Genomic DNA, 20,276 nt, shown 5'->3' on the forward strand with positions numbered 1-20,276 from the left:
ACTGTGAATCTAACAACGGAGGCTCAGACAACCATGACTAACCGTAAAAAAGTACATGTTGTTTTTAAAACTCACCTGGATATCGGATTTACGCACTTGGCGGAGAACGTCGTAAAGCAGTACATGGAAGAGTACGTACCCAAAGCTATCGCTTTGTCCGCGCAGTTGGAAGCAGAGGGAGGACGAGAGCAGTTCATATGGACCACGGGTTCCTGGCTGATCCGTCATTATCTGAATCATGCGTCCAAAGAGGGTAAACAGGCTATGGAACAAGCGATCCGCAAAGGTCATATTGTATGGCATGGATTACCGTTCACGACGCATACCGAGCTGATGGACCCCTCATTATTTCGCTACGGATTGTCCATTGGACTGGAACTGGATAAACAATTTGGCAAAACGACCATTGCAGCAAAAATGACGGATGTACCCGGTCATACCCTGTCTATGGTGCCTTTGATGAATGAAGTGGGTATCCGGTATATGCATCTTGGGGTTAATCCAGCTTCCATGCGCCCGGATGTGCCTAAACTGTTCAGATGGCAGGCAGCGGATGGCAGTGAGATCATTGTCAATTATGCGGACACCTACGGAGAGGCAGTCGAAATTGAAGGTATCGATGATATCTTGTTGTTTGCCCATACGGGCGACAATTGCGGACCGCCAAGCGCAGAAGAGATTCGTGAACAATTCCAGCATATCCAGGAACGATACCCCGATGCAGAGATTATGGCGTCGTCTCTTGATGCATTTGCAGTGCACCTTGATCAGGTTCGGGACCAATTACCTGTTGTATGTGAAGAGCTCGGGGATACTTGGATTCACGGAGGCGGTACTGACCCGCTTAAAATAGCCCGATTCCGCCAGTTGCAGCGGTTAAGAGACAAGTGGCTGACCGAAGGCCGGATCGATCCGGCAAGCGCTGAATATAAAGGCATGAGTGATGCCATGCTGCTGGTTGTGGAGCATACGTGGGGGCTTGATGTGAAGAAATGGCTTCCGGATTTCCGGAATTATGCCAAGCCTGACTTCAACCGTGCACGGGAAATGAACGAAGTCGATGTGGAGGATATCCCTGCAAAATTTCAATATATCGGTGCCTTCGCCATGGATGAGTTCGACAGTCATTCCAGCGGAATGTTCTCTTCGGAGACGAGCCGTCGTACCTATTCCATGATAGAGAGCTCTTGGGCGGAACAGCGGGGATATTTGGACACGGCTGTGGCGTGCCTGAGTGATGACAAGCAGAAGGAAGCGCGGCAAGCTTTTGAACAACTAAATCCAGTTAAAAGTGTGTTTTCCGGTAATGTATCTGCGGTAAGTCATCAAGTTTATAGCAGTGGTGGATACCGGCTGGCCTTCAATAACAATGGTGCACTGATTCAGCTGACGGACGAGAAGGGAAAGAATTGGGTGGACGCGAAGCATCCGTTCGGAGCCTATGCCTATGAAACCTTCGGGACGGAGGATTACGACAGGTATTTCCGTACCTATATGCAGAACCTGCCTGTGACACATCCTTGGGCGGATGCCGACTTCAACAAACCTGGCTTTGAATTTGTGCGCCCACTGCCAAGCCATCAGGTGTACTTGCCAATCGTGACCGATATGCACAAGTCAGGCAATGCTCATAGCGATACGTATGGGTTCCGGTTGTCCATGCCAACAGAAAGTCATGAATTGTACGGAGCACCCAAGGAACTGGAACTGGTATATACGTTTTCACAGGCAGGAGTGGTAGAGGTTAGCTTGCAATGGTTTGGAAAAGAAGCGAATCGTCTTCCAGAGGCCAGTTGGTTTGGATGCGGACTGAAGGTGGATAACCCCAATCTGTGGATGATGGACAAGCTTGGAGGACGAATCTCTCCGTTGAATGTTGTAAAAGACGGCAACCGCAATCTGCATGCTGTAGACAAGGGAGTATTCTATGAGGGCACAGATGGTCAGGCCTCTATTGAAGCACTGGATTCCGCTTTGGTCGCACCTGGACAGAGAAGATTGCTGCAATTCGACAACTCGTTTGTTTCGCTTGAATCCGGATGGCAATTTAATCTGCATAACAATATCTGGGGCACCAATTTCCCAATGTGGTACGGCGAGGATGCCAAATTCCGCTTTCGACTAAATACAGCTGCAAACCGCAAATAAGAGAAGTTGATGTAGAATTTTACCAAAAATTGATGATCGGATAATAATCCTAGTACAATTGGAATCTATACTTGGATTTGTGAGTGAGGATGCTGTTTGAGCAGATCTGAACTGTTCGGAACTGTTTCTGAAATGAATTTGAAAAAACAGAATTTTTTTGTAAAATCCCTATTGCTTGAACGTAGTCATCCATGTATTATATACAAATAAAGCGTTTACATTTTCTTATATGTCAATTAAACCGGTTTAATTCTATGAGATGTTTTCCCGATTGAGAACCTCTATTGCATAAAAATTAAACCGGTTTAATTGTATCTACATCTGTACATAAAGGGTTTATTTCGTTAGGGAGGTGAGCGCCAACCAGAGCATATTCAGGCAAGTTAATGGCAAATCCAAACGTGGAGGGGTTTAGCTTGAAAAGGAAAAGCAACTTGTTAATTGTTCTTGTCCTAATCACGACATTACTAGGGGGATGCTCTGCATCTTCGTCTAACAACGAAAATGAGGAATCAACAGTGAAAGAACCTGTTGTTACGGACAACAGTGCCAAAGAAGCCCCGATGCTGGCAAAGCTTGTCGATGAAGGTAAATTGCCTGCCCTGGCTGAGCGCCTGCCAGCTTCCAAAGACATTATGGTTGAAGAGGTCGTCGAGGAAATCGGGCAATATGGTGGGGATTGGAACATGCCTTGGACTGGTGTTCCTGATAAGTGGGGGATAGGCCAACCGACAGAGGAAGCGCTGTTCCGTTTCAACAAGGAAGGAAACAAGGTTGAGCCAAACGTAGCCAAGAGCTATGAAGTGAATGATGATTCCACCATGTTCACCATCCATTTGCGAGAAGGCATGAAATGGTCCGACGGTGTTCCTTTCACAGCGGATGATGTTCTCTTTTATTGGGAGCATATGTTGACCAAAGAGACCTTTGGTAAAAAGATCTATGACGCTTATTATTCCGTTGACCCTGTTACCGGGGACAGAGCGTTGGCTGAAGTGAAGAAGGTGGATGACTACACGTTTACCGTAACTCACAAATATCCAAGTGTGCTCTTTCTGGAACGTGTGGCCATCGATAACAAGTGGTTCTTCGCTCCTGCACACTTTCACAAAACCATTCTTCCTGAGTTCGTAGGGGATGCCAAAACATTGGAGATTACGAAGCAATGGGGCTATGAAGATCCCAAAGTATTCTTGATGGAAACCGGGTATACGGATTGGCTGCACTACCAGATTCCTACACTCCGGGCATGGGTTCCAACCAATGATCCTAATGGCGATCAGTTTGTCATGGAGCGCAACCCGTACTACTGGAAAACAGATAAAGAAGGTAAACAGCTTCCGTATATTGACCGGATTGTAGCGACTAAGATTCAAGATCCGAGCCAAAAGGTACTTGGAACGCTTGCCGGCGATTACAACCTGGTGATCTTTGATTCCAAAGACTTCACGGTACTGAAAGAGAATGAGAAAAAAGGTGACTACCGAATCATCCCTTGGACACAACCAGCTTGGTCCAGCGCGGGAGTACAGTTAAACCAGACTACGGAAGATCCGAATCTCCGCAAACTCTTCCAGGACATCAAGTTCAGGGAAGCACTCTCCATTGGGGTGGATCGTAACCAGGTGTCTGAGATTGTCACCAGTGGACTGGGAGAACCGATTCAAGCTTCTGTACCGGAAGGCGTAATGGGCTATCAGGAAGGGTGGGCCCAGCAGTGGGCGGAATACGATCCTGAACGCGCTAACCAAATTCTTGACGAGTTAGGTTTGAACAAGCGGGATAAAGACAACTTCCGTCTGAACCCTGATGGTTCCGAGTTGACGCTTACGGTGATTGAGAGCACGACTGATACAGCACCATTCCTTGAATTGCTTAAGAAATATTACGAGGATATGGGTCTGCGAACGAACCTGAAAGTGGTTGACGGAGGCACACATTTTGATATGAAATATGCCAACAAGATTCCGATGACTACCGAGAATATTTCTGTCGTCAACGTAGCCTTCCGACCGGATACCATGGTTCCGCTCCGTGTGATCACACCATGGTTCGGCCATTACGGCTTATACAGTCAATCTGGCGGCAAGGAAGGTGTCAAACCTGAAGGGGATGTCGCTAAAATCCTTGAGTATTGGGAAAAAGTGAAAGCAAGCAAGACACTGGATGAAATCAATCAGTATAGCAATGAGATCGTGAAACTGCACCAGAAGAATCAGTGGGTAATCGGATATGCGGGACCAACTCCGGTGCTGATTACAGCCTCGAATAAAATTCATAACATCCCTACGGATCTTATCTGGTCCGATGAGTATCGCTCGCTGGGTCAAGGCCATCCGGCACAATTTTTCATCAAGCAATAGCTGGTGAAGCATTCAGGTAAACAATAGTGAGGAAGGGATTTATCCTTGCTATTGTTTCCTTTTGTATCATTCACGCGGTGCAGAGGAGAGGAATAGATGTTTGAATACATTTTAAAACGAATCCTGTTGGCCATTCCTGTTGTTGTTGTGATCTCCTTTATCGTCTTCTACATTATTCAATTGCCACCTGGCGATTACGTATCCTCCTACTCGGCCAAGATGTCCGCTTCCGGCGATATCATGACCCAGGCTGAGATGGATGACATGCGGGCGAATCTGGGACTCGATCGGCCAATCTATGAACAATACTTCGTTTGGGTAAAGAAAATAATCCTGCATGGAGACTTTGGTTTCTCATTCAACTACAACAAACCGGTGATGGCGGTGATCCAGCAGTATATGGGACTGACTCTGGTCGTCTCGCTGGTGACAATGGCTTTCCATTATATAATCGCGATTCCGGTTGGGATCTACACGGCGGTAAAGCAGTATTCTGCGGGCGATTATTTCTTCTCCGGCCTGAGCTTTATCGGAATGGCAACGCCCAACTTTTTGTTAGCCATTATTCTCATGTTCTTTTCCTATAAGTGGTTCGGTAATCCATTGCTCGGCTTATTCTCCAACGAATACGTGAATGCGCCGTGGTCCCTGGACAAGGTAAAAGACTTAATGCAGCATATGGTGATTCCGGTTATTGTTATCGGACTTTCGGGTACTGCGGATCTGATTCGTATCATGCGCGGACAAATGCTCGATGAGTTGAACAAACCGAATGTTATTACTGCCCGCGCCAAGGGCTTATCAGAGATGCAAATCCTGTTCAAGTATCCGACACGTGCAGCCTTGAATCCTATTGTGAGTACCTTTGGCTGGTCACTGTCCTCCATCTTTACCGGCGCTACCATTACAGCAATCGTATTGAACCTGCCGATTCAAGGGCCAGTTATGCATAATGCATTGCTCGGTCAGGACATGTATCTTGCTGGAACCTTTTTATTGATCATGGCTTTGCTGACGGTTCTCGGAACATTGATTTCCGATATTTTGCTGGCTTGGCTTGATCCCAAAATACGTACAGAGTTCAGAGGATCCTAATGATGAGACCACTACCGTTATTTAAAGGTCAAAGGCCGGCAGTCCCAGTTACATCAGCACCAAAAGAAACTGTATACAGCTCGCAGTGGCGGCTGATATATCAGAAATTCAAGAAACACAAGTTGGCCCGGATCAGCATGTACATTCTGGGCGCATTTTACATCATCGCACTGTTCGCACAGTTTATCGCGCCGTATGGGCTGCAAAGCTATGACAGCAAATATGTGAATGCCCCGCCAATGGGACTTCGATTCGTTGATGCGGACGGCAAGTTTCACATCAAGCCGTTTGTATATGAATTGAAGAGCGAGCGTGACCCCGAAACATTGCGTAAAATGTTTGTCCCGGATACCGAAAAAAAGCATTTCTTCAAGTTCTTTGTAAAGGGAGAAGAATATAAGTTTCTTGGTCTGATCCCCATGTCGACGCATTTGTTCGCTGTAGATGAGCCAGGGCGGATATTCCTGCTGGGTACGGACGGTATGGGGCGTGACCTGTTCTCCCGGATCGTGCTGGGCAGTCAAATCTCACTAAGCATCCCGCTGGTCGGCGTAGGCATTAGCTTTATTCTGGGTTTGATTATTGGAGGCATCTCCGGTTATTTTGGCGGCTGGATTGATTCCATGATACAGCGCATCATCGAAATCATACGTTCCTTTCCGACGCTGCCGTTGTGGATGGCACTATCCGCTGCAATTCCGCCACGTATTCCGGTCGTGACCATGTATTTATACATCGTGATCATCTTCGCATTTATTGGCTGGACGGATCTGGCACGGGTGGTCAGAGGCAAGTTCATTTCGTTGAAGAATGAAGATTATGTAATAGCTGCAAAGATCGCTGGTGTAGGAGACGCAAAGATTATTGTCAAACATCTGCTGCCAGGCTTCATGAGTTATTTAGTCGTGGCGACAACCCTGGCGATTCCGAGCATGATTCTGGGTGAGACGGCTATGAGCTTTCTCGGTCTGGGCGTTCGTTCGCCGGCAACCAGTTGGGGTGTGCTGCTTCAGGAGGCGCAAAAAATTGAAAATGTGGCCCTGTATCCATGGAAGCTCATTCCACTCGCTTTTGTCATTCTGACTGTATTGACCTATAACTTCATCGGCGATGGTTTGCGCGACGCGGCTGATCCGTATAAAAAATAATTGTCCAAATACTAGGCAAGCGAGGGGATAGCATGGCAACTCAAGCTGTTGAGAAGGAGCAACCTTTACTGTCCGTTCAAGACCTGAAGATTCGGATTCAGATGGAAAATGGCGTCATGAATGCCGTGGATGGAGTCGACTTCAATATATACAAAGGCAAAACCCTTGGGCTTGTGGGGGAATCCGGCTGCGGCAAAAGCCTGACAAGTCGATCGATCATCAGTATCAATCCCAAGGAATGTGAAACGAGTGGAACAATCACTTACAATTCCGACTCTGAATCGACTCTCCATGGTCTGAATCTTTTGTCTCTTAAGCCGACGGGCAAGCAGATCCGCTCCATCCGTGGGCGCAAAATCTCGATGATCTTTCAGGAGCCGATGACGGCCTTCTCACCGATGTATACCATCGGGAATCAAATCATGGAAGCGATCCGAATTCATCAGACGAGGAATAAGAAAGAGGCCAAAAGAATCGCGTTAGAGATGCTTAGCAAAGTCGGGATTTCCGATCAGGCCAAGCGTTTCGATCAATATCCGCATGAATTCTCGGGAGGTATGCGTCAGCGGGCGATGATCTCCATGGCATTGTCCTGTAACCCCGAAATTCTGATTGCGGATGAGCCCACGACGGCGCTCGATGTGACCATTCAGGCTCAGGTACTCGAACTTATGAAAAGCCTGCAGGCGGAGTTTGGCATGGCCATTCTGCTGGTGACCCATGATCTGGGTATTATCGCCGAGATGTGTGATGAGGTTGCGGTGATGTACCTCGGAAGAATTGTTGAGCAGGCTCCAATGAGGGAAATCTTCAACAATCCGAAGCATCCCTACACGAAAGGGTTACTTAAATCGATGCCTAGACTGGGAGGGAATAAAAGCAAACGGCTGGATTCCATCGAAGGTTCCGTTCCGATGCCGATTAACATGCCTCCAATGTGCGGATTCTATGATCGCTGCAAGGACAGAATTGAAGGCGTATGTAATCAACAAGTTGTACCGAAAACCGCGATTTCCGACCAGCATATGGTCAGATGTTTCTTGTACGCGGACCAGAGAGAAGGAGAAGCATAATGACCAAACCCATTCTTGAAGTCCTCAACCTGAACAAAAGCTTTCAGGTCAAATCCAAAAAAGCCCTGTTCAAAAAGCCTAAACCCATTCATATTTTGAATGAAATTTCATTTGAACTCCTTGAAGGGGAGACGCTCAGTATTGTCGGGGAATCTGGATGTGGAAAAACGACGCTCGGACGCTGTATCGTTAGAGGTGTGGATGCTTCTTCAGGCAGTGTAGTCTATCATGCGGAAGATGGAAAAGAAGTGAATTACCTAAACTTGAAGGGCAAAGAGATCAAAGCATATCGCAAGGATATCCAGATGATTTTTCAAGACCCGTATTCCTCACTCAGCCCCCGGATGAGCGTATTCGATATTATCGCCGAACCGCTGATTGCGAACTTTAAGCTGAGCAGGGCTGAGGTAGAAGCGAAAGTGATGGAGATTGCCGAGAAAACAGGTCTGAATGTAGGTTACCTGAAACGTTACCCACATGCATTTTCGGGAGGACAGCGGCAGCGGATAGCCATTGCGCGTGCGCTGATTACACAACCCAGACTGATTGTCTGTGATGAAGCGGTCTCTGCGCTGGATGTATCGATTCAGGCTCAGATTATCAACCTGCTCAAAGATTTGCAGGAGCAATTCAAGATCACATATATCTTCATCTCGCATGATCTTTCCATCGTACAGAACATTTCCGACCGGGTAGCAGTTATGCATCTGGGCAGAATTGTGGAACTGGCGACAACGGAATCATTGTTCTCGAATCCTCAGCATCCCTATACGGAGGCGCTAATGTCAGCCGTGCCCCAACCGAATCCGGATTTTAAAAAAGAACGAATTATACTGGAGGGGGAAGTACCGAATCCGGCCAATCCGCCAAGCGGCTGTCATTTTCATCCCCGATGCTCGTATAAGACGGATAAATGCATCCAGCACGTTCCTGAACTCCGTGAAGTAGGATATAATCATTTTGCTGCCTGTCATTATGCAGAGCAGCTTCAGCTTCGCGGCGTTCCAATCGAGACTGAGGATGAGATGCACTCCAGGACATCCTAACCAACGACATGAACCTGACGATACCATCAGTCATCTTTGAACTCGCGAGCACGAAATCGAACTAGTGTTGAGGAGAGGTTGTTCCTAATGGCAAAGATTGATGATGTAGCCCGTCTGGCGGGTGTATCCAAGGGAACGGTATCCAACGTATTCAGCCAGAAAAGGCCAACGAGCAAAAAGGTAACCGAGAAAGTGCTGCAAATCTCGAAGGAATTGAATTACGTGCCGAATCATATTGCAAGAAGCTTGGTCACCAAGAAAACAATGGCGATCGGGCTTACGATTCCGCACGGCAAATTCTTTTTCAGCGTGTTCCATAATCAGTTTATCAATGGTGTCATTCTGGAAGCTTCCAATTACGGATATCGGGTGCTTCTGGACATGATTGCTGCCGAAGAGGTGAAGACACCTTCACTTGCGAGCTATCCTATTGACGGGGCCATTGTGCTGGGACCTACAGAAGAGGATGACCGGATCAATCTGCTGTATCAGCATGACATTCCGTTTGTTACGATCGGCAAAATCATTAACAAGGGACTTCAGGGTGTTTCTACCGTCAATAACGATAATAAACAGGTTATGCGCGATATTTGCGATTATCTGCTCGGACTGGGTCATCGGAACATTATGTTCCTGAACGCCGGGGAGCAGATGACGGTTTCCATTGAACGGTCGGAAGAGTTCGTCCAGGTGCTGCAGGAGCATGGTGTGATGATCCAGCCCGGAATGATTCATTATAAACCGGGTATTCATTCAGACAAGTATATTAAATACGGCTATGATGAGACACTTCATAATGTGAAGAATCCCATGGGGAGGGTTACGGCCATTATTGCAGACGACGATCGTACTGCATTTAGCGCCCTTAATGCCATCAACGACGCGGGTCTGCGTGTGCCGGAAGATATCTCATTGTTTGTCATCTGCGGTGATCAGTCCATGATGCACCAAGTAAGACCTTCTTTGACGGGAATGGATTTGCAACCATCTGAGCTGGGTGTTCAGTCGGTAAGGTTGCTTATGCATAAGCTGGGTATTCTAGAGGGATCGTACGAGAATAACAAGATTGTGCCTAGCAAAATCATAGAAAGAAACTCTTGTTCCTCGATCAAGAATTAGCAAGAATGAGTTTCGGATGTCGTGAGGTTAAATATGATAACGTTTACATCCTGGATGGGCAATTCTGTACCTTTTGAATATTATGTTCGAATTCTGATCAGTGCTGTGCTTGGGCTGTTAATCGGATTCGATCGGACCCATAAAAACAAACCTGCAGGCGTAAAGACATATACATTTGTCACGGTCGCTTCTGCACTCATTACAATCGTATCCATTGAGAGTGTTGAAGTGTACGGACAGCTGCATAACCGAACGATGATGGATCCGATGCGTCTGGCGGCTCAAATCGTCTCGGGCCTTGGCTTTCTCGGAGCAGGACTCATTATGAAGGCAGGATTTGAAGTGAAGGGTTTGACATCTGCAGCAATGATCCTATTTGCAGGTGGGGTCGGTATTGGCACGGGCGCCGGTTTCTACGGAATTGTGACCTTTTCGATGGCGGTAGCTTTCTTTTTCATCCGGGTTGGGGGTTGGATTGAGAAGTGGGAGCACAAGAAGCTGGTGGCAAAGGAAGAAAAGAAGGACTTGAGTGCTTAAATGGTTGAGTATTTTCAGCAAATGAATAAGCGTATTCAATAGAAAGTTTTGAATACGCTTATTTTATTCAAATAACGAAGAATGCATAGTTATCCCAATCCTTATCTAGAACACTAATTTATAAATTACATAACCTATCATCAATAATATAATGAGGATTCCAGTGCATTTCCATCCCAACCCGCCAACTAAATCTGAGAAGCTTCCAAATTGAGCACGATTTATGCCATCACCAAACGTACCCATGGGGTTTCCCTTTAATTCTTCTTGTCTCAAACGTTCTCTTTTTTCTTCGCGTGTATCTTCTCGGAAATCCATGTAACCACCCCTGAGATTTAATTTTTTTTGGTAAACAGAACCTATATTCAAAAAGAGCACAGGTGATCCGGATAAGTCAGGAACGCTTTGTGCTCTTTGCTGTATTCAAATGATGTAGGACTTATGGTTAGATGCTAAGATCAAAATTGGGCTCACACATATAGTCGATCGGGTAGAGATCGTCTCTCGCCGAGATTAATGCACGGAGCTGAAGGTAGCGATGATGGGGCTGTTCCACAACACCACCAATAGAATAGGGGACAAGATCGGCTACAACGAAAACATCATCTGCATGGTTACATTTGAAGATTACGTTGTTCGGGTTACACACTTCCTCCATATAACTGTAGGTCATGACATGGAAGGAACGTGCTTTCCAATTCGTCTTAATCACTTTATAGGACTGTGTCCGTACAAGATCAAGGTAACGATTCAGTGCAAAGGTATGCTCGAACTGAGTGATGTACCCCTTTTTATCCACATCAATCGTAAATTCCACATCATAACTTACGTGAAACTCTTCCTGGTACGTTCCCTTCATCATCTTCATCGCATCAAAGTATGATCCGAATTCGGGATCTTCCATATAGGGAATGGCAATGAGTTCAGCGTTAACGTGATGAGTAATCTCGCTGTTGCTTGAAACACCCATATTAAACTTGGTAGGTTGAAGATCAATTGACCCAATCATGTTCCCTGGGAAACCGGGACTGCAACTTATTCGCATAGTCATCTCCTTCGTTGTTAGTTAATCATTAGACGAAAGAATGAAGGTAAAGTTGCACCAGAATAAGGAAACTAAGGCTGGTTATGCATGAACCCATTTCCAATCGTCTTGCTCTTTTGATACAGTATTTATAGTAAAACCCGGGAGGATATATTGTATATGGAACAATCGCTTCAGGAACTGCTGCGCAATGCGCGTGCGGAGGAGAATACCTTTTTGTACATGTTGCACGAGGAAGCGCGCATCGACCAGTTGTTATTCTGGAAGTATGTGAACAGTATTGTGGAATTGACCCGTCTTACCGCGGACCAGCCGTTGGATCGGGAAATGGCGAGCGCCGTTAGCTTCACGTATTCCAAAATCATGGAGCATCTGCAATGGCATCATTCGGATCGGGATGTGTACGAGATCCAACAGTTTCCCTATGAATATGCAAATCTCATGGTGGATTGTCTGGGCAGAGTGGTTGATGGTTTCTTTAAGGGCATCGTGCTGGAAGAAGAGAGATTTGACGAGGAGTTTCCTAATCCGATCTCCACAGGGGAAATGGCAGAAGAACAACCAGCCGTTTTGCAGCTGGGATATTATAAACAAAATACGAATGTGCACGCGATCGGTTTCCGAGAGGAAGATGGGACGTACCGAATTGTTTTGAATGAAGAAGAGGATCGGGAGCTTTTTGATTCCAAGCTGAGCCGCCGAGAGGTGGAAGGAACGTATCTCTTCATGGCTCCGGATGCCAGCAGCGCTCACCAATTATTTCATGAATGGGTGATGGGTAACCACACTCCATATCGTTCTGCACTTGATTTGAAAGGAGCCCATTCCATGAATGTGAAAGATAACTTGATTGAACAGCAGTCCCTAACTTTCGTAGGCATTAAAAGAACGTTCTCTTGTGTGGATGGCGAGAATTTGAGAGAGATTCCAAAGATGTGGCAGGAAGCTTTGGCGGACGGAATAGAAGATCGTTTAAACGAGTTTAATAACGGGGCCGTCTCCGGTTTGGTCGGCATTTGTATAGATCAGAGGGAATTACACAGCGATCAAATGGAATATTGGATCGCAACCTCACACTCCGGGGAAGTGCCTGAGGGTTTGTTTTCAATAGAGATTCCCGCGTCCCACTGGATGGTGTTCGAAGCCGATGAATTGGCGCCAGAAGCGATACAGCGGTTGTGGAAGTATATTATGAGCGAATGGTATGGAGCGACCCCTTACAAGCACGCGGGAATTCCGGAACTTGAGGTATACCGAGGTCAGGGTCTTCCTCCTCAAGTATGGATACCTGTTAAACCTTTGTCGTGATTTAACGAATAACAGGCCTGGTTATATCGTTATATAGATAAATATACTAGTACCAGAGGGTTTACTCATCATGGCTGCAGCATGTTCGATTCATTAGGAGGCTTAATATGTTATCCAATAAAGTGATTGATTATTGTCAAAATCAGGGCTGGTGGCATGAAGATGTGCCAGCAGAGTATGAAGAAGCTTTACGTAAACTGGGTATTGATCTTGAATCTGAGTTTGCACATTTTTATTTGCATGCTGATGATGGTCCGACCTTTTACAGCAGACATCAGGAAATCTATCAGATCTGCTGGATGATGGAAAACACCGTATATGTGGAGGACATGACGGTGGCTCAACTCACGTTGGGATTGCCAGAAGCCTACATCCCGCTGGACAGCTTTGAGGGCGAGGGTGGGTTCTTTTATAACCGTCAAACGGGAGATGTGGCTCTGGTGGAGCTTGGTGAGTCGATCGAACGTTTCCTGAGCGGTGAAAGTACACCGCAGTGGGCGAGCTTCAATAACTTTCTGGAATGGTATTTCGAACTGGAGGAGGAGGTTACGGAGTGAAGGATCTGACACCGGAGCATTCCGAACTGGAGAGACAAATTATCGAAACAGTAGAAGCAGGCAATGTTCTCGATGAAACGCAGCAGCATGAGCAAGCTCTGATCTATTATGATCAGGCATGGGGGATGTTGCCCGAGCCGAAAACCGACTGGGAAATGGCAAGCTGGATCGCTTCCTGTCACGTGAATGCACATATGGACTTGGAGCAGTACGCACTGGCGAAGCCGTGGGCTGAATTAGCACTGCAAACCCGAGGTTCGGATATTAATACCGGGCTGTGGATTGAGCTGGGTGTAGTCTGCATGAGGCTAGAGCAGCATGATGAGGCTTTTGCAAATTTGGATCTGGCGTATGCATATGGCAAGGAAAGAGCGTTTCAAGGCAGCCCGCGTGACGTTTTGCAATATTATAAGGAACAAAAGGCGAAGCGTGAACGAAACTGATTCTATTGGATTACAAAAAGAAAAGGGTACCCTGTCTGCCAGATCATTGGCTGTGGGGTACCATTTCTTTCGAATTTATATAGATGAATGATCCTTCACCAAGTTAATCTTTCGATCCATAAGGGAAAAATTCATCTACGAGATCCTGCGGCGATATGGACACAAAGACGTGATCCAGGTCGGTTTTGCTAGCGAAATCCATGATGTCTCCCGTATAATACCGTGGATCAATCAGATAAATCTCAGACACGACAGTCGACAGGAAGGAGATCATCGGCACTGCGAGAGAGTCCTTGATGAACAGTACCTTGAGTCCGTTCGGTTTGTCTTTGTTCACCACATGAACGATTCCCTGATTTCCGTACAGGTACGTAAAGTACTTGTCAGCGGTTAGATCATAGGTAGCTCCTTGCACATTCAGCGGATAGGTCGTAAGCAGAGCATCCTCAAAGCGGCCGTTCAATGTGGCTTCCGTCTCGCCGGTTTTGAAGTAAAAGGAATAGTCCGTTTTGAACTTCGGATAAATCAGGTCAAAGTCATCGTCACCAGCAAAGTATTTCCCGGCTTTTCGACCCTGTGATCCAATGAAAATGTCCTGATACGGAACCACATTATAGTTATTTAAGTCCGTGAAATAATGATCCGGGTCCAGCGGCTTGTCGTACATGCCGTCTAGATGATTCACGAGCTGGCCGAAGCCCCAGAACGCGATTTTAATTTTCCAGTGGTGATCCGTGGTGAAAAAGAGATCCTTTGCCGGAATGCCACTTTCCAACAGCCCTTCGCGCAGATCCACCGTATCAATGCCATCCTGCTTGAGATTGGCCAGAAAGCCATCGGCGGTTTCGTTGTTATAATTGTAAGGAATGCCTTCCGGGAACTGCGTATACCCACGTACGTATTTGTCTGGTGTCATCACATAGGTCAGCTTTGTTTTGGGGTCCAAATGTGCTCCCAGCGCAGCAACCCGATCCGATAGATCTTTCGTATCCGTCGGCCCTGTAGCGAAGTAGGTATAGTGCAGCTTGCCCTCCATATCTTTTACGACCTCGAAGTTGTTCTCCTCGTTCTTCCACATGAGTGACTGCATATATCCATACGCTTCCACGAAGCCGAATTTATCGAAGACATGTTCATTAATGTCGTCATCCAGTTCGTGAATCAGTTCTTTGGCTTCAGAATAATGGAAGTCCGCTGAAGCCAGTGTCTTTTGGATCGGCCCGAAGGATTGAATAATATTTAGGACAGAGAATGTCACGAGCACGAGAATGAAGAGGAAAGCCGTGATTCTCTTTTTGGCAAAAAAGTTGTGCATGCTTGTGCCTTCTCTCAGAAATTGAAATAAATAAACGGATTGTATGTACCTTTGACCAGATACGATACACAGACCAGAAATAAAACGATGATCGTGATCGGGTACACCAGTTCCAATGGTTTGCTGAAACGTGCGCCGTCAACCATCAGTTTGTTCATTCGCGTGGCAATCGGCATGCAGAACAGAATACCCAGGATGAAGAAGAGCGCGTATTCCTTCAGGAACATCCAGGTTGTTTCGCTCCAGAACCCATTACCGTACAGTCCAAACATGTTGCCCAGATAGTTGCCAGCTTGTATTAGATCCGGTGAACGGAAGATCACCCACCCGATGACCACAATAAACATGGCATAGAGATGCCGCAGTGGGTTGAAGCGTGTACCTTTATCAAAGTTAGAGATTTTCTCCAGCGCAATGAATGCGAAGTTAATCAATCCCCAGACTACAAATGTCCACTCCGCACCATGCCACACGCCAGTCAATCCCCAGACGATGAGCAGATTGCGAATCATTTTATCCTTGTTGGTGACACGTGATCCCCCGAGTGGGAAATAAACATATTCCTTGAACCAGGTGCCAAGCGAGATATGCCAGCGGCGCCAAAATTCAGTGATGGACCGGGAGATATACGGATATCTGAAGTTCTCTTCGAACTTGAACCCGAACATGAGGGCCAGACCAATCGCCATATCGGAGTATCCTGAGAAATCAAAATAAATCTGCAACGTATAGGCGATGGCTCCAAGCCATGCCAGACTTGCTGGAATATCTGAGGTGCCACCCATGCTAAAGATGTGATCGGCGACAATCGCCATGCTGTTGGATAACAGCACCTTTTTCCCCAGACCGACAATGAAGCGGCAGCAGCCCAGTGCGAACTTGTCCCAACTTTCCTTACGGTTGACCATCTGATCGGCAATTGTGTTATAGCGCAGAATCGGACCGGCAACGAGCTGAGGGAAGAAGGAAATATAAAGCGCGACATAAAAGAGATTTTTTTGCACAGCACCATGTCCGCGATACACATCGATGACGTAGGAAATTCCGTGGAAGGTGAAGAACGAGATCCCTAGCGGTAACGCAATATTCGGGATATTTAGGCCAAAGCTTGTATTCTCATTCACAATACGCAGTGCAAAAGCCATGTATTTAAAGACGAACAGCATACCCAGATTGACGATAAGCATCAACGTAATGATGGTGTAAGCGGCATTCCGTCGTTCTCTGAACTTGTCCACAAGCAGGGCGAAGATATAGTTGAAACAGATGGAGGCCAGCATGATGAGGACAAACCACGGTTCACCCCATGCATAGAAGAACAGGCTGGCAACCAGCAGCAGCATGTTTTTGGCCGTAATCGAGAATCTCAGTATGTAATACAGCCCCAGCACAAGCGGCAGAAAATAAAATAGAAAGATTACACTGGAAAAGAGCACTGCCTTTCCTCCTTGAGGATCATATAAGGGAGCACGTTGTATCTATTGTGATGCAACATGCTCAAGTAAAACAGACAGACACCCGCATCTCAGGATGCGAGTTGGTCTGCAAGGGTCGTTTACATGCGAAAAGGTCGCCGTGCTTGTCGATCATCCCGGGAACGTCGTTTTCTGGCGCCCTGGGTATTCCGTTGTCTTCTCCACATCCAGTAGAGGACGAGTCCATGGATTCCGGCAGCTGTTAACAAGAGTCGAATAAACCATCCCACCGATGTTTTCATCAGTGGGTCCGCAGGGCTGAGTACCTTGGTAACTTCAGATGGGTCAGGAATAGAACGTGGCGTTCCGTCTTTCTCCTGAACATTCATGGCCGAAGAGCGATCCAGCATGACGGTCGTTGTCAGATTCCATTTGTCATTCACAAGTGCACGTATGGTGGCTTGCTCAGCATCGACATCGGTATGAAGCGTTAGCAGTCCATCCGGTGTAATGGATACTCCCTGCACGGGGGTGTCGAGCTGGAATTTTACATTGGGCTTTTCTTCTGAGGAGGATTCAACACCGTATTGGGCAATGGATTCCCCGGCTACAGGCTTCACCACACGTTCGTCACCGGTCATTTGCAAGGTGGTGAGCCCATTCTCCACCACAGCTTGCTTCTTGGACAACGGCTTGATGTTGCCGATGCGGAAGCTCAGCTTGGCGTTTTCGGGAGTTGTGGTTGTAATGCCCCAGCCAATGACTTTACCCAAGTTCACCTGACCTGCCGTGCTGGCCTTGTCCTGGACCATTAGGCTGGAAAAGGGGATGCGAATCTGTCCGACAAATCCCGGTTCCAATGCAATCAGGCCGGATACCGGGCGAACCAGTTCAGCCTGTCCGGTTGATTTCTCGACTACGATGACGTTTCGATCATCAGACACAGTAAGGGAAGTTTTATCCGCTCGGGTCAGTACGATATTAAGAGGCAGCTTTCGGTCCGATTCATTGCGGATGGAGAAGGTCAAAGCCCCATAGCTTGACCAGTCTCGATTCAGCAGCTCATAGACGTAGGCCGAATAGTATCCTTTTTTGAGCCCCAGCGTGGAGGTCTTAATCTGGATACTGCCTTTGTTATCAAGGCTGGCGTCTACCTTGGCTCCGTTGTTCCATTCATGGAGTGTATTCCCACTCACCTTAAGCTGCTCTGCCTGAACAGCCTGAATGGGATATACGTTCCACAACACAACAAGACTGGCGACAAGTGTCAGTTGTTTCCACTTCTTGATCATGCTTTCTTGCCTCCCCTCTATAGATAAGCCATCTCGTTCAGTTCGTCTGGAGAGATGTTGTTCTTGCCCTGAGATGCAGGGCCTGTTTTATCCAACTGGATATGTTCCTTATTCCACTGTTTCAGCAGAGCTTCCAAGGTTGGGATCTGATGGTTGCGAGCAATATCTCGAATATTGGTCACGCGGTACAAATTGCCTCGTTTGTTACGCAGGGACTGCATCCACACGCATTCCAGTGAGATGTCTTCGCTAAGCGGAAGTTGGATCTCATTGACCAAATCATGAGGCTCCATCTCCACCAAGACGAATTCATAGTTGAAATCCATCAATGTCACGGTTCCATGATCTGCCGTTAGCAATTCGCGATTTAGCGCAATTCGTGCCAGCTTTCGGTTGGACATGAATTCACTCTGACCCCGACGTACAAAATTCAGGCGAATGTCTTCAAATGTACTAATATCCTTGTCCAGCTTCTGAGGCAGCGTAGGTTCGCGATCATAGATGATGTGCAGCAGCTGGCGCTGCTCTTGTTCCGTGATATCCTTAACGGTAAAAGCATATTTCCAACGGTTTCCGATCGAAGCGACATGTGCCACCTTGCCTGTAAACTCGCTTGAATACCGGTCATTTACCAGTTTAATGCCAATCTCCATATCACTTGGAATGTACTTCGGTGTATCCAGCATGACGGAAATGCCGCCTTCCGAGAGATCGTGAGTGATGCAGGAGATGATCTCCCCTTCCGTTGTGAGCGTGCAATCCACAGCAGCCATTGAGCGCTCGTGATTGCGGAACACTTTGCGTCCAGCCAGAAAGAAGATCGACATCATGATGTTGTAGAAATTAATCAATAACCAATACAGTACAACGAGGAAACCAATTGTTCCCTGGCTAAATGTCCAGTGGATGCAATTCACGATTCCGATAATGGATAGTACCGCCAGAATCAGATGAGGAATCATCTGTTTAATCTGATAGTTCCGATCATCATTTTGCGCACCGTCTTTGCGGGTAACGACGAATTTGTTCATCGTGATGCCCAGAGTTTCCAGAATGACGGCGGGCAGAAGGGAAGGGAACAGAATGGTCTCATATACATTGGTCCATTTGGTGGTTCGAATATTGCCGGATAACATTCGCAGGCAGGTGTTGGTCAACAGATACATCGGCAACCAGAACACGAGAATCTCCAGAATGGTACATTTCACAACCAGAACGCCGAACACGGCAAACAGTATGGGTGACATGATGTACAGCAGTCGTTTTAACCCGGAGTACCAGTAGGTAATGGAAGAAATGTAGTTCAGTTTTTGCGCAAAACTAAGTCCTTTTTTGAAGAGAAGGTTCATTTTTTTACCTGTCTGGATACAACCGCGCGCCCAGCGCTGACGCTGTTTGATCAGACTTTTCAGATCACCGGGAGCAAGTCCGGAGGCCAGTACTTTATTGGTAGCGAAGCAGCGATACCCTTTGCTCTGCATTTCAATACCAGTGGCAAAATCCTCTGTAATGGAACCGGTATAGAATCCGCCGACGTCTTCCAGTGCCTGTCTGGAGAGTACAGTATTTGTTCCGCCATAGATGACTGAATTGGATTTGTTGCGTCCCACTTGTACGTCCCGATAGAAATAGTCCTGTTCATTCGGTATCCGGTTCTCGGAGTACAGATTGTACTGGAACTGGTCGGGATTATAGAAACTCTGTGGAGTCTGCACGAACCCAATTTTTTCTCCGGTCAGAAAATAGGGAACACACGCCGTCAGAAAATCATGTTTTGGAATCATGTCTGCATCAAAGGTGACGATTAGCGGGGAAGACGTATGCTTCATGGCATTGTTCAGGTTACCCGCCTTGGCATGTACATGCTCTGTTCGCGTAAGGTAGTTAATGCCCAGATGAGCAGCCAGTTCCCGCATCTCAGGACGATTGGAGTCATCACACAGATGGATATGTACTTTGGAGCGATCAGGATAATCCATGTTCAGACAGCCGTTAATTGTTTTGAAGAGAAGCGAAGTGGGTTCATTATAAGTTGCGATAAATACATCCACATCCGGATATAAGGCTTCGTCAACAACGGGAAGTTCGGGATATTCGAGCCGGGTCATATTGTAAAAATGGACGGCCAGTTCGAACATACCTATAAGTTCGACAATGAGGAGGGCAAGACCTGCGGTTACGGCGAGAGGGCCATGTCCAAAAGGAATGGTGAAAAATGTACGCCAAATGATGTAAATACAAGACATAATCACAGTAGCTGTGACAAGTATCTTGTTGCGTGTACTTAAGTAGTTCAAGTGAATACCTCTTCCTAATTTTTCTGAGTAGTGCCGCCTATCGGAATAAAAAGAATGTGATCATTGTACTAAACG

At 46.8% G+C, this 20,276-nt stretch carries 17 protein-coding genes; 11 read left to right on the forward strand and 6 right to left on the reverse strand.

The annotated features are described in order from the left end of the window. Positions 1–33: 33 nt before the first annotated feature. From BLV50_RS30670 to BLV50_RS30705, 8 genes are all read left to right on the forward strand, one after another. Positions 34–2,148 (forward strand): DUF5054 domain-containing protein, encoded by a 2,115-nt coding sequence (locus tag BLV50_RS30670; RefSeq protein WP_090811845.1) that lies wholly within the window; start codon positions 34–36, stop codon positions 2,146–2,148. A gap of 416 nt (positions 2,149–2,564) precedes the next feature. Continuing rightward, positions 2,565–4,511: an ABC transporter substrate-binding protein gene (locus tag BLV50_RS30675; RefSeq protein WP_240321532.1), complete on the forward strand. Its 1,947-nt coding sequence runs from the start codon at positions 2,565–2,567 to the stop codon at positions 4,509–4,511. Positions 4,512–4,607: 96 nt separating this feature from the next. Beyond that, positions 4,608–5,606, forward strand: coding sequence for an ABC transporter permease (locus tag BLV50_RS30680; RefSeq protein WP_063567156.1), 999 nt, complete (start codon positions 4,608–4,610; stop codon positions 5,604–5,606). A 2-nt stretch (positions 5,607–5,608) separates the two neighbouring features. Beyond that, positions 5,609–6,754 (forward strand): ABC transporter permease, encoded by a 1,146-nt coding sequence (locus BLV50_RS30685; protein ID WP_063567157.1) that lies wholly within the window; start codon positions 5,609–5,611, stop codon positions 6,752–6,754. A gap of 32 nt (positions 6,755–6,786) precedes the next feature. Further along, positions 6,787–7,827, forward strand: a complete 1,041-nt coding sequence (locus tag BLV50_RS30690) for an ABC transporter ATP-binding protein (protein WP_063567158.1) — start codon at positions 6,787–6,789, stop codon at positions 7,825–7,827. Continuing rightward, the gene (locus tag BLV50_RS30695) at positions 7,827–8,873 is read left to right on the forward strand and encodes an ABC transporter ATP-binding protein (RefSeq protein WP_063567159.1); all 1,047 of its coding nucleotides are present in this window, start codon (positions 7,827–7,829) and stop codon (positions 8,871–8,873) included. Before BLV50_RS30690 ends, BLV50_RS30695 begins: the two co-directional genes overlap by 1 nt. Positions 8,874–8,960: 87 nt before the next feature. After that, positions 8,961–9,992, forward strand: coding sequence for a LacI family DNA-binding transcriptional regulator (locus tag BLV50_RS30700; protein ID WP_063567160.1), 1,032 nt, complete (start codon positions 8,961–8,963; stop codon positions 9,990–9,992). Between the two features lie 33 nt (positions 9,993–10,025). Then, a complete protein-coding gene (locus BLV50_RS30705) occupies positions 10,026–10,529 on the forward strand; it encodes an MgtC/SapB family protein (protein ID WP_079697238.1) in 504 nt (167 codons plus the stop codon). A 105-nt stretch (positions 10,530–10,634) separates the two neighbouring features. On the opposite strand, the gene BLV50_RS30710 is transcribed toward BLV50_RS30705, so the two are convergent. Continuing rightward, positions 10,635–10,847 carry a DUF6366 family protein gene (locus BLV50_RS30710; protein WP_090811847.1) on the reverse strand — a complete coding sequence of 71 codons (213 nt, stop codon included), beginning with the start codon at positions 10,845–10,847 and terminating at the stop codon, positions 10,635–10,637. A gap of 127 nt (positions 10,848–10,974) precedes the next feature. Beyond that, positions 10,975–11,538, reverse strand: a complete 564-nt coding sequence (locus BLV50_RS30715; protein WP_143806609.1) for a hypothetical protein — start codon at positions 11,536–11,538, stop codon at positions 10,975–10,977. A gap of 195 nt (positions 11,539–11,733) precedes the next feature. On the opposite strand from BLV50_RS30715, the gene BLV50_RS30720 reads away from it, so the two are divergent. The 3 genes from BLV50_RS30720 to BLV50_RS30730 all read left to right on the forward strand — a co-directional run bounded on the left by BLV50_RS30720 (position 11,734) and on the right by BLV50_RS30730 (position 13,882). Then, positions 11,734–12,882 (forward strand): effector binding domain-containing protein, encoded by a 1,149-nt coding sequence (locus BLV50_RS30720; protein WP_090811848.1) that lies wholly within the window; start codon positions 11,734–11,736, stop codon positions 12,880–12,882. A 107-nt stretch (positions 12,883–12,989) separates the two neighbouring features. Next, complete coding sequence (locus BLV50_RS30725) at positions 12,990–13,439, forward strand: hypothetical protein (RefSeq protein WP_072735650.1); 450 nt, start codon at positions 12,990–12,992, stop codon at positions 13,437–13,439. Further along, on the forward strand, positions 13,436–13,882 hold the full coding sequence (locus BLV50_RS30730) for a hypothetical protein (RefSeq protein WP_090811849.1): 447 nt from the start codon (positions 13,436–13,438) through the stop codon (positions 13,880–13,882). The genes BLV50_RS30725 and BLV50_RS30730 overlap by 4 nt, the downstream gene beginning before the upstream one ends. Positions 13,883–13,985: 103 nt before the next feature. Here the strand turns inward: BLV50_RS30730 and BLV50_RS30735 are convergent, their stop codons facing one another. From BLV50_RS30735 to BLV50_RS30750, 4 genes are all read right to left on the reverse strand, one after another. Further along, on the reverse strand, positions 13,986–15,197 hold the full coding sequence (locus BLV50_RS30735) for an alginate O-acetyltransferase AlgX-related protein (protein WP_090811851.1): 1,212 nt from the start codon (positions 15,195–15,197) through the stop codon (positions 13,986–13,988). Between the two features lie 14 nt (positions 15,198–15,211). Next, on the reverse strand, positions 15,212–16,633 hold the full coding sequence (locus BLV50_RS30740) for an MBOAT family O-acyltransferase (RefSeq protein WP_090811853.1): 1,422 nt from the start codon (positions 16,631–16,633) through the stop codon (positions 15,212–15,214). A gap of 119 nt (positions 16,634–16,752) precedes the next feature. Further along, on the reverse strand, positions 16,753–17,904 hold the full coding sequence (locus tag BLV50_RS30745; RefSeq protein ID WP_090811855.1) for a hypothetical protein: 1,152 nt from the start codon (positions 17,902–17,904) through the stop codon (positions 16,753–16,755). A gap of 17 nt (positions 17,905–17,921) precedes the next feature. Continuing rightward, positions 17,922–20,201, reverse strand: coding sequence for a glycosyltransferase (locus BLV50_RS30750; protein WP_090811857.1), 2,280 nt, complete (start codon positions 20,199–20,201; stop codon positions 17,922–17,924). Positions 20,202–20,276: the final 75 nt, after the last annotated feature.

The organism is Paenibacillus sp. 276b, assembly GCF_900107875.1.
Taxonomy (GTDB): domain Bacteria; phylum Bacillota; class Bacilli; order Paenibacillales; family Paenibacillaceae; genus Paenibacillus; species Paenibacillus marchantiae.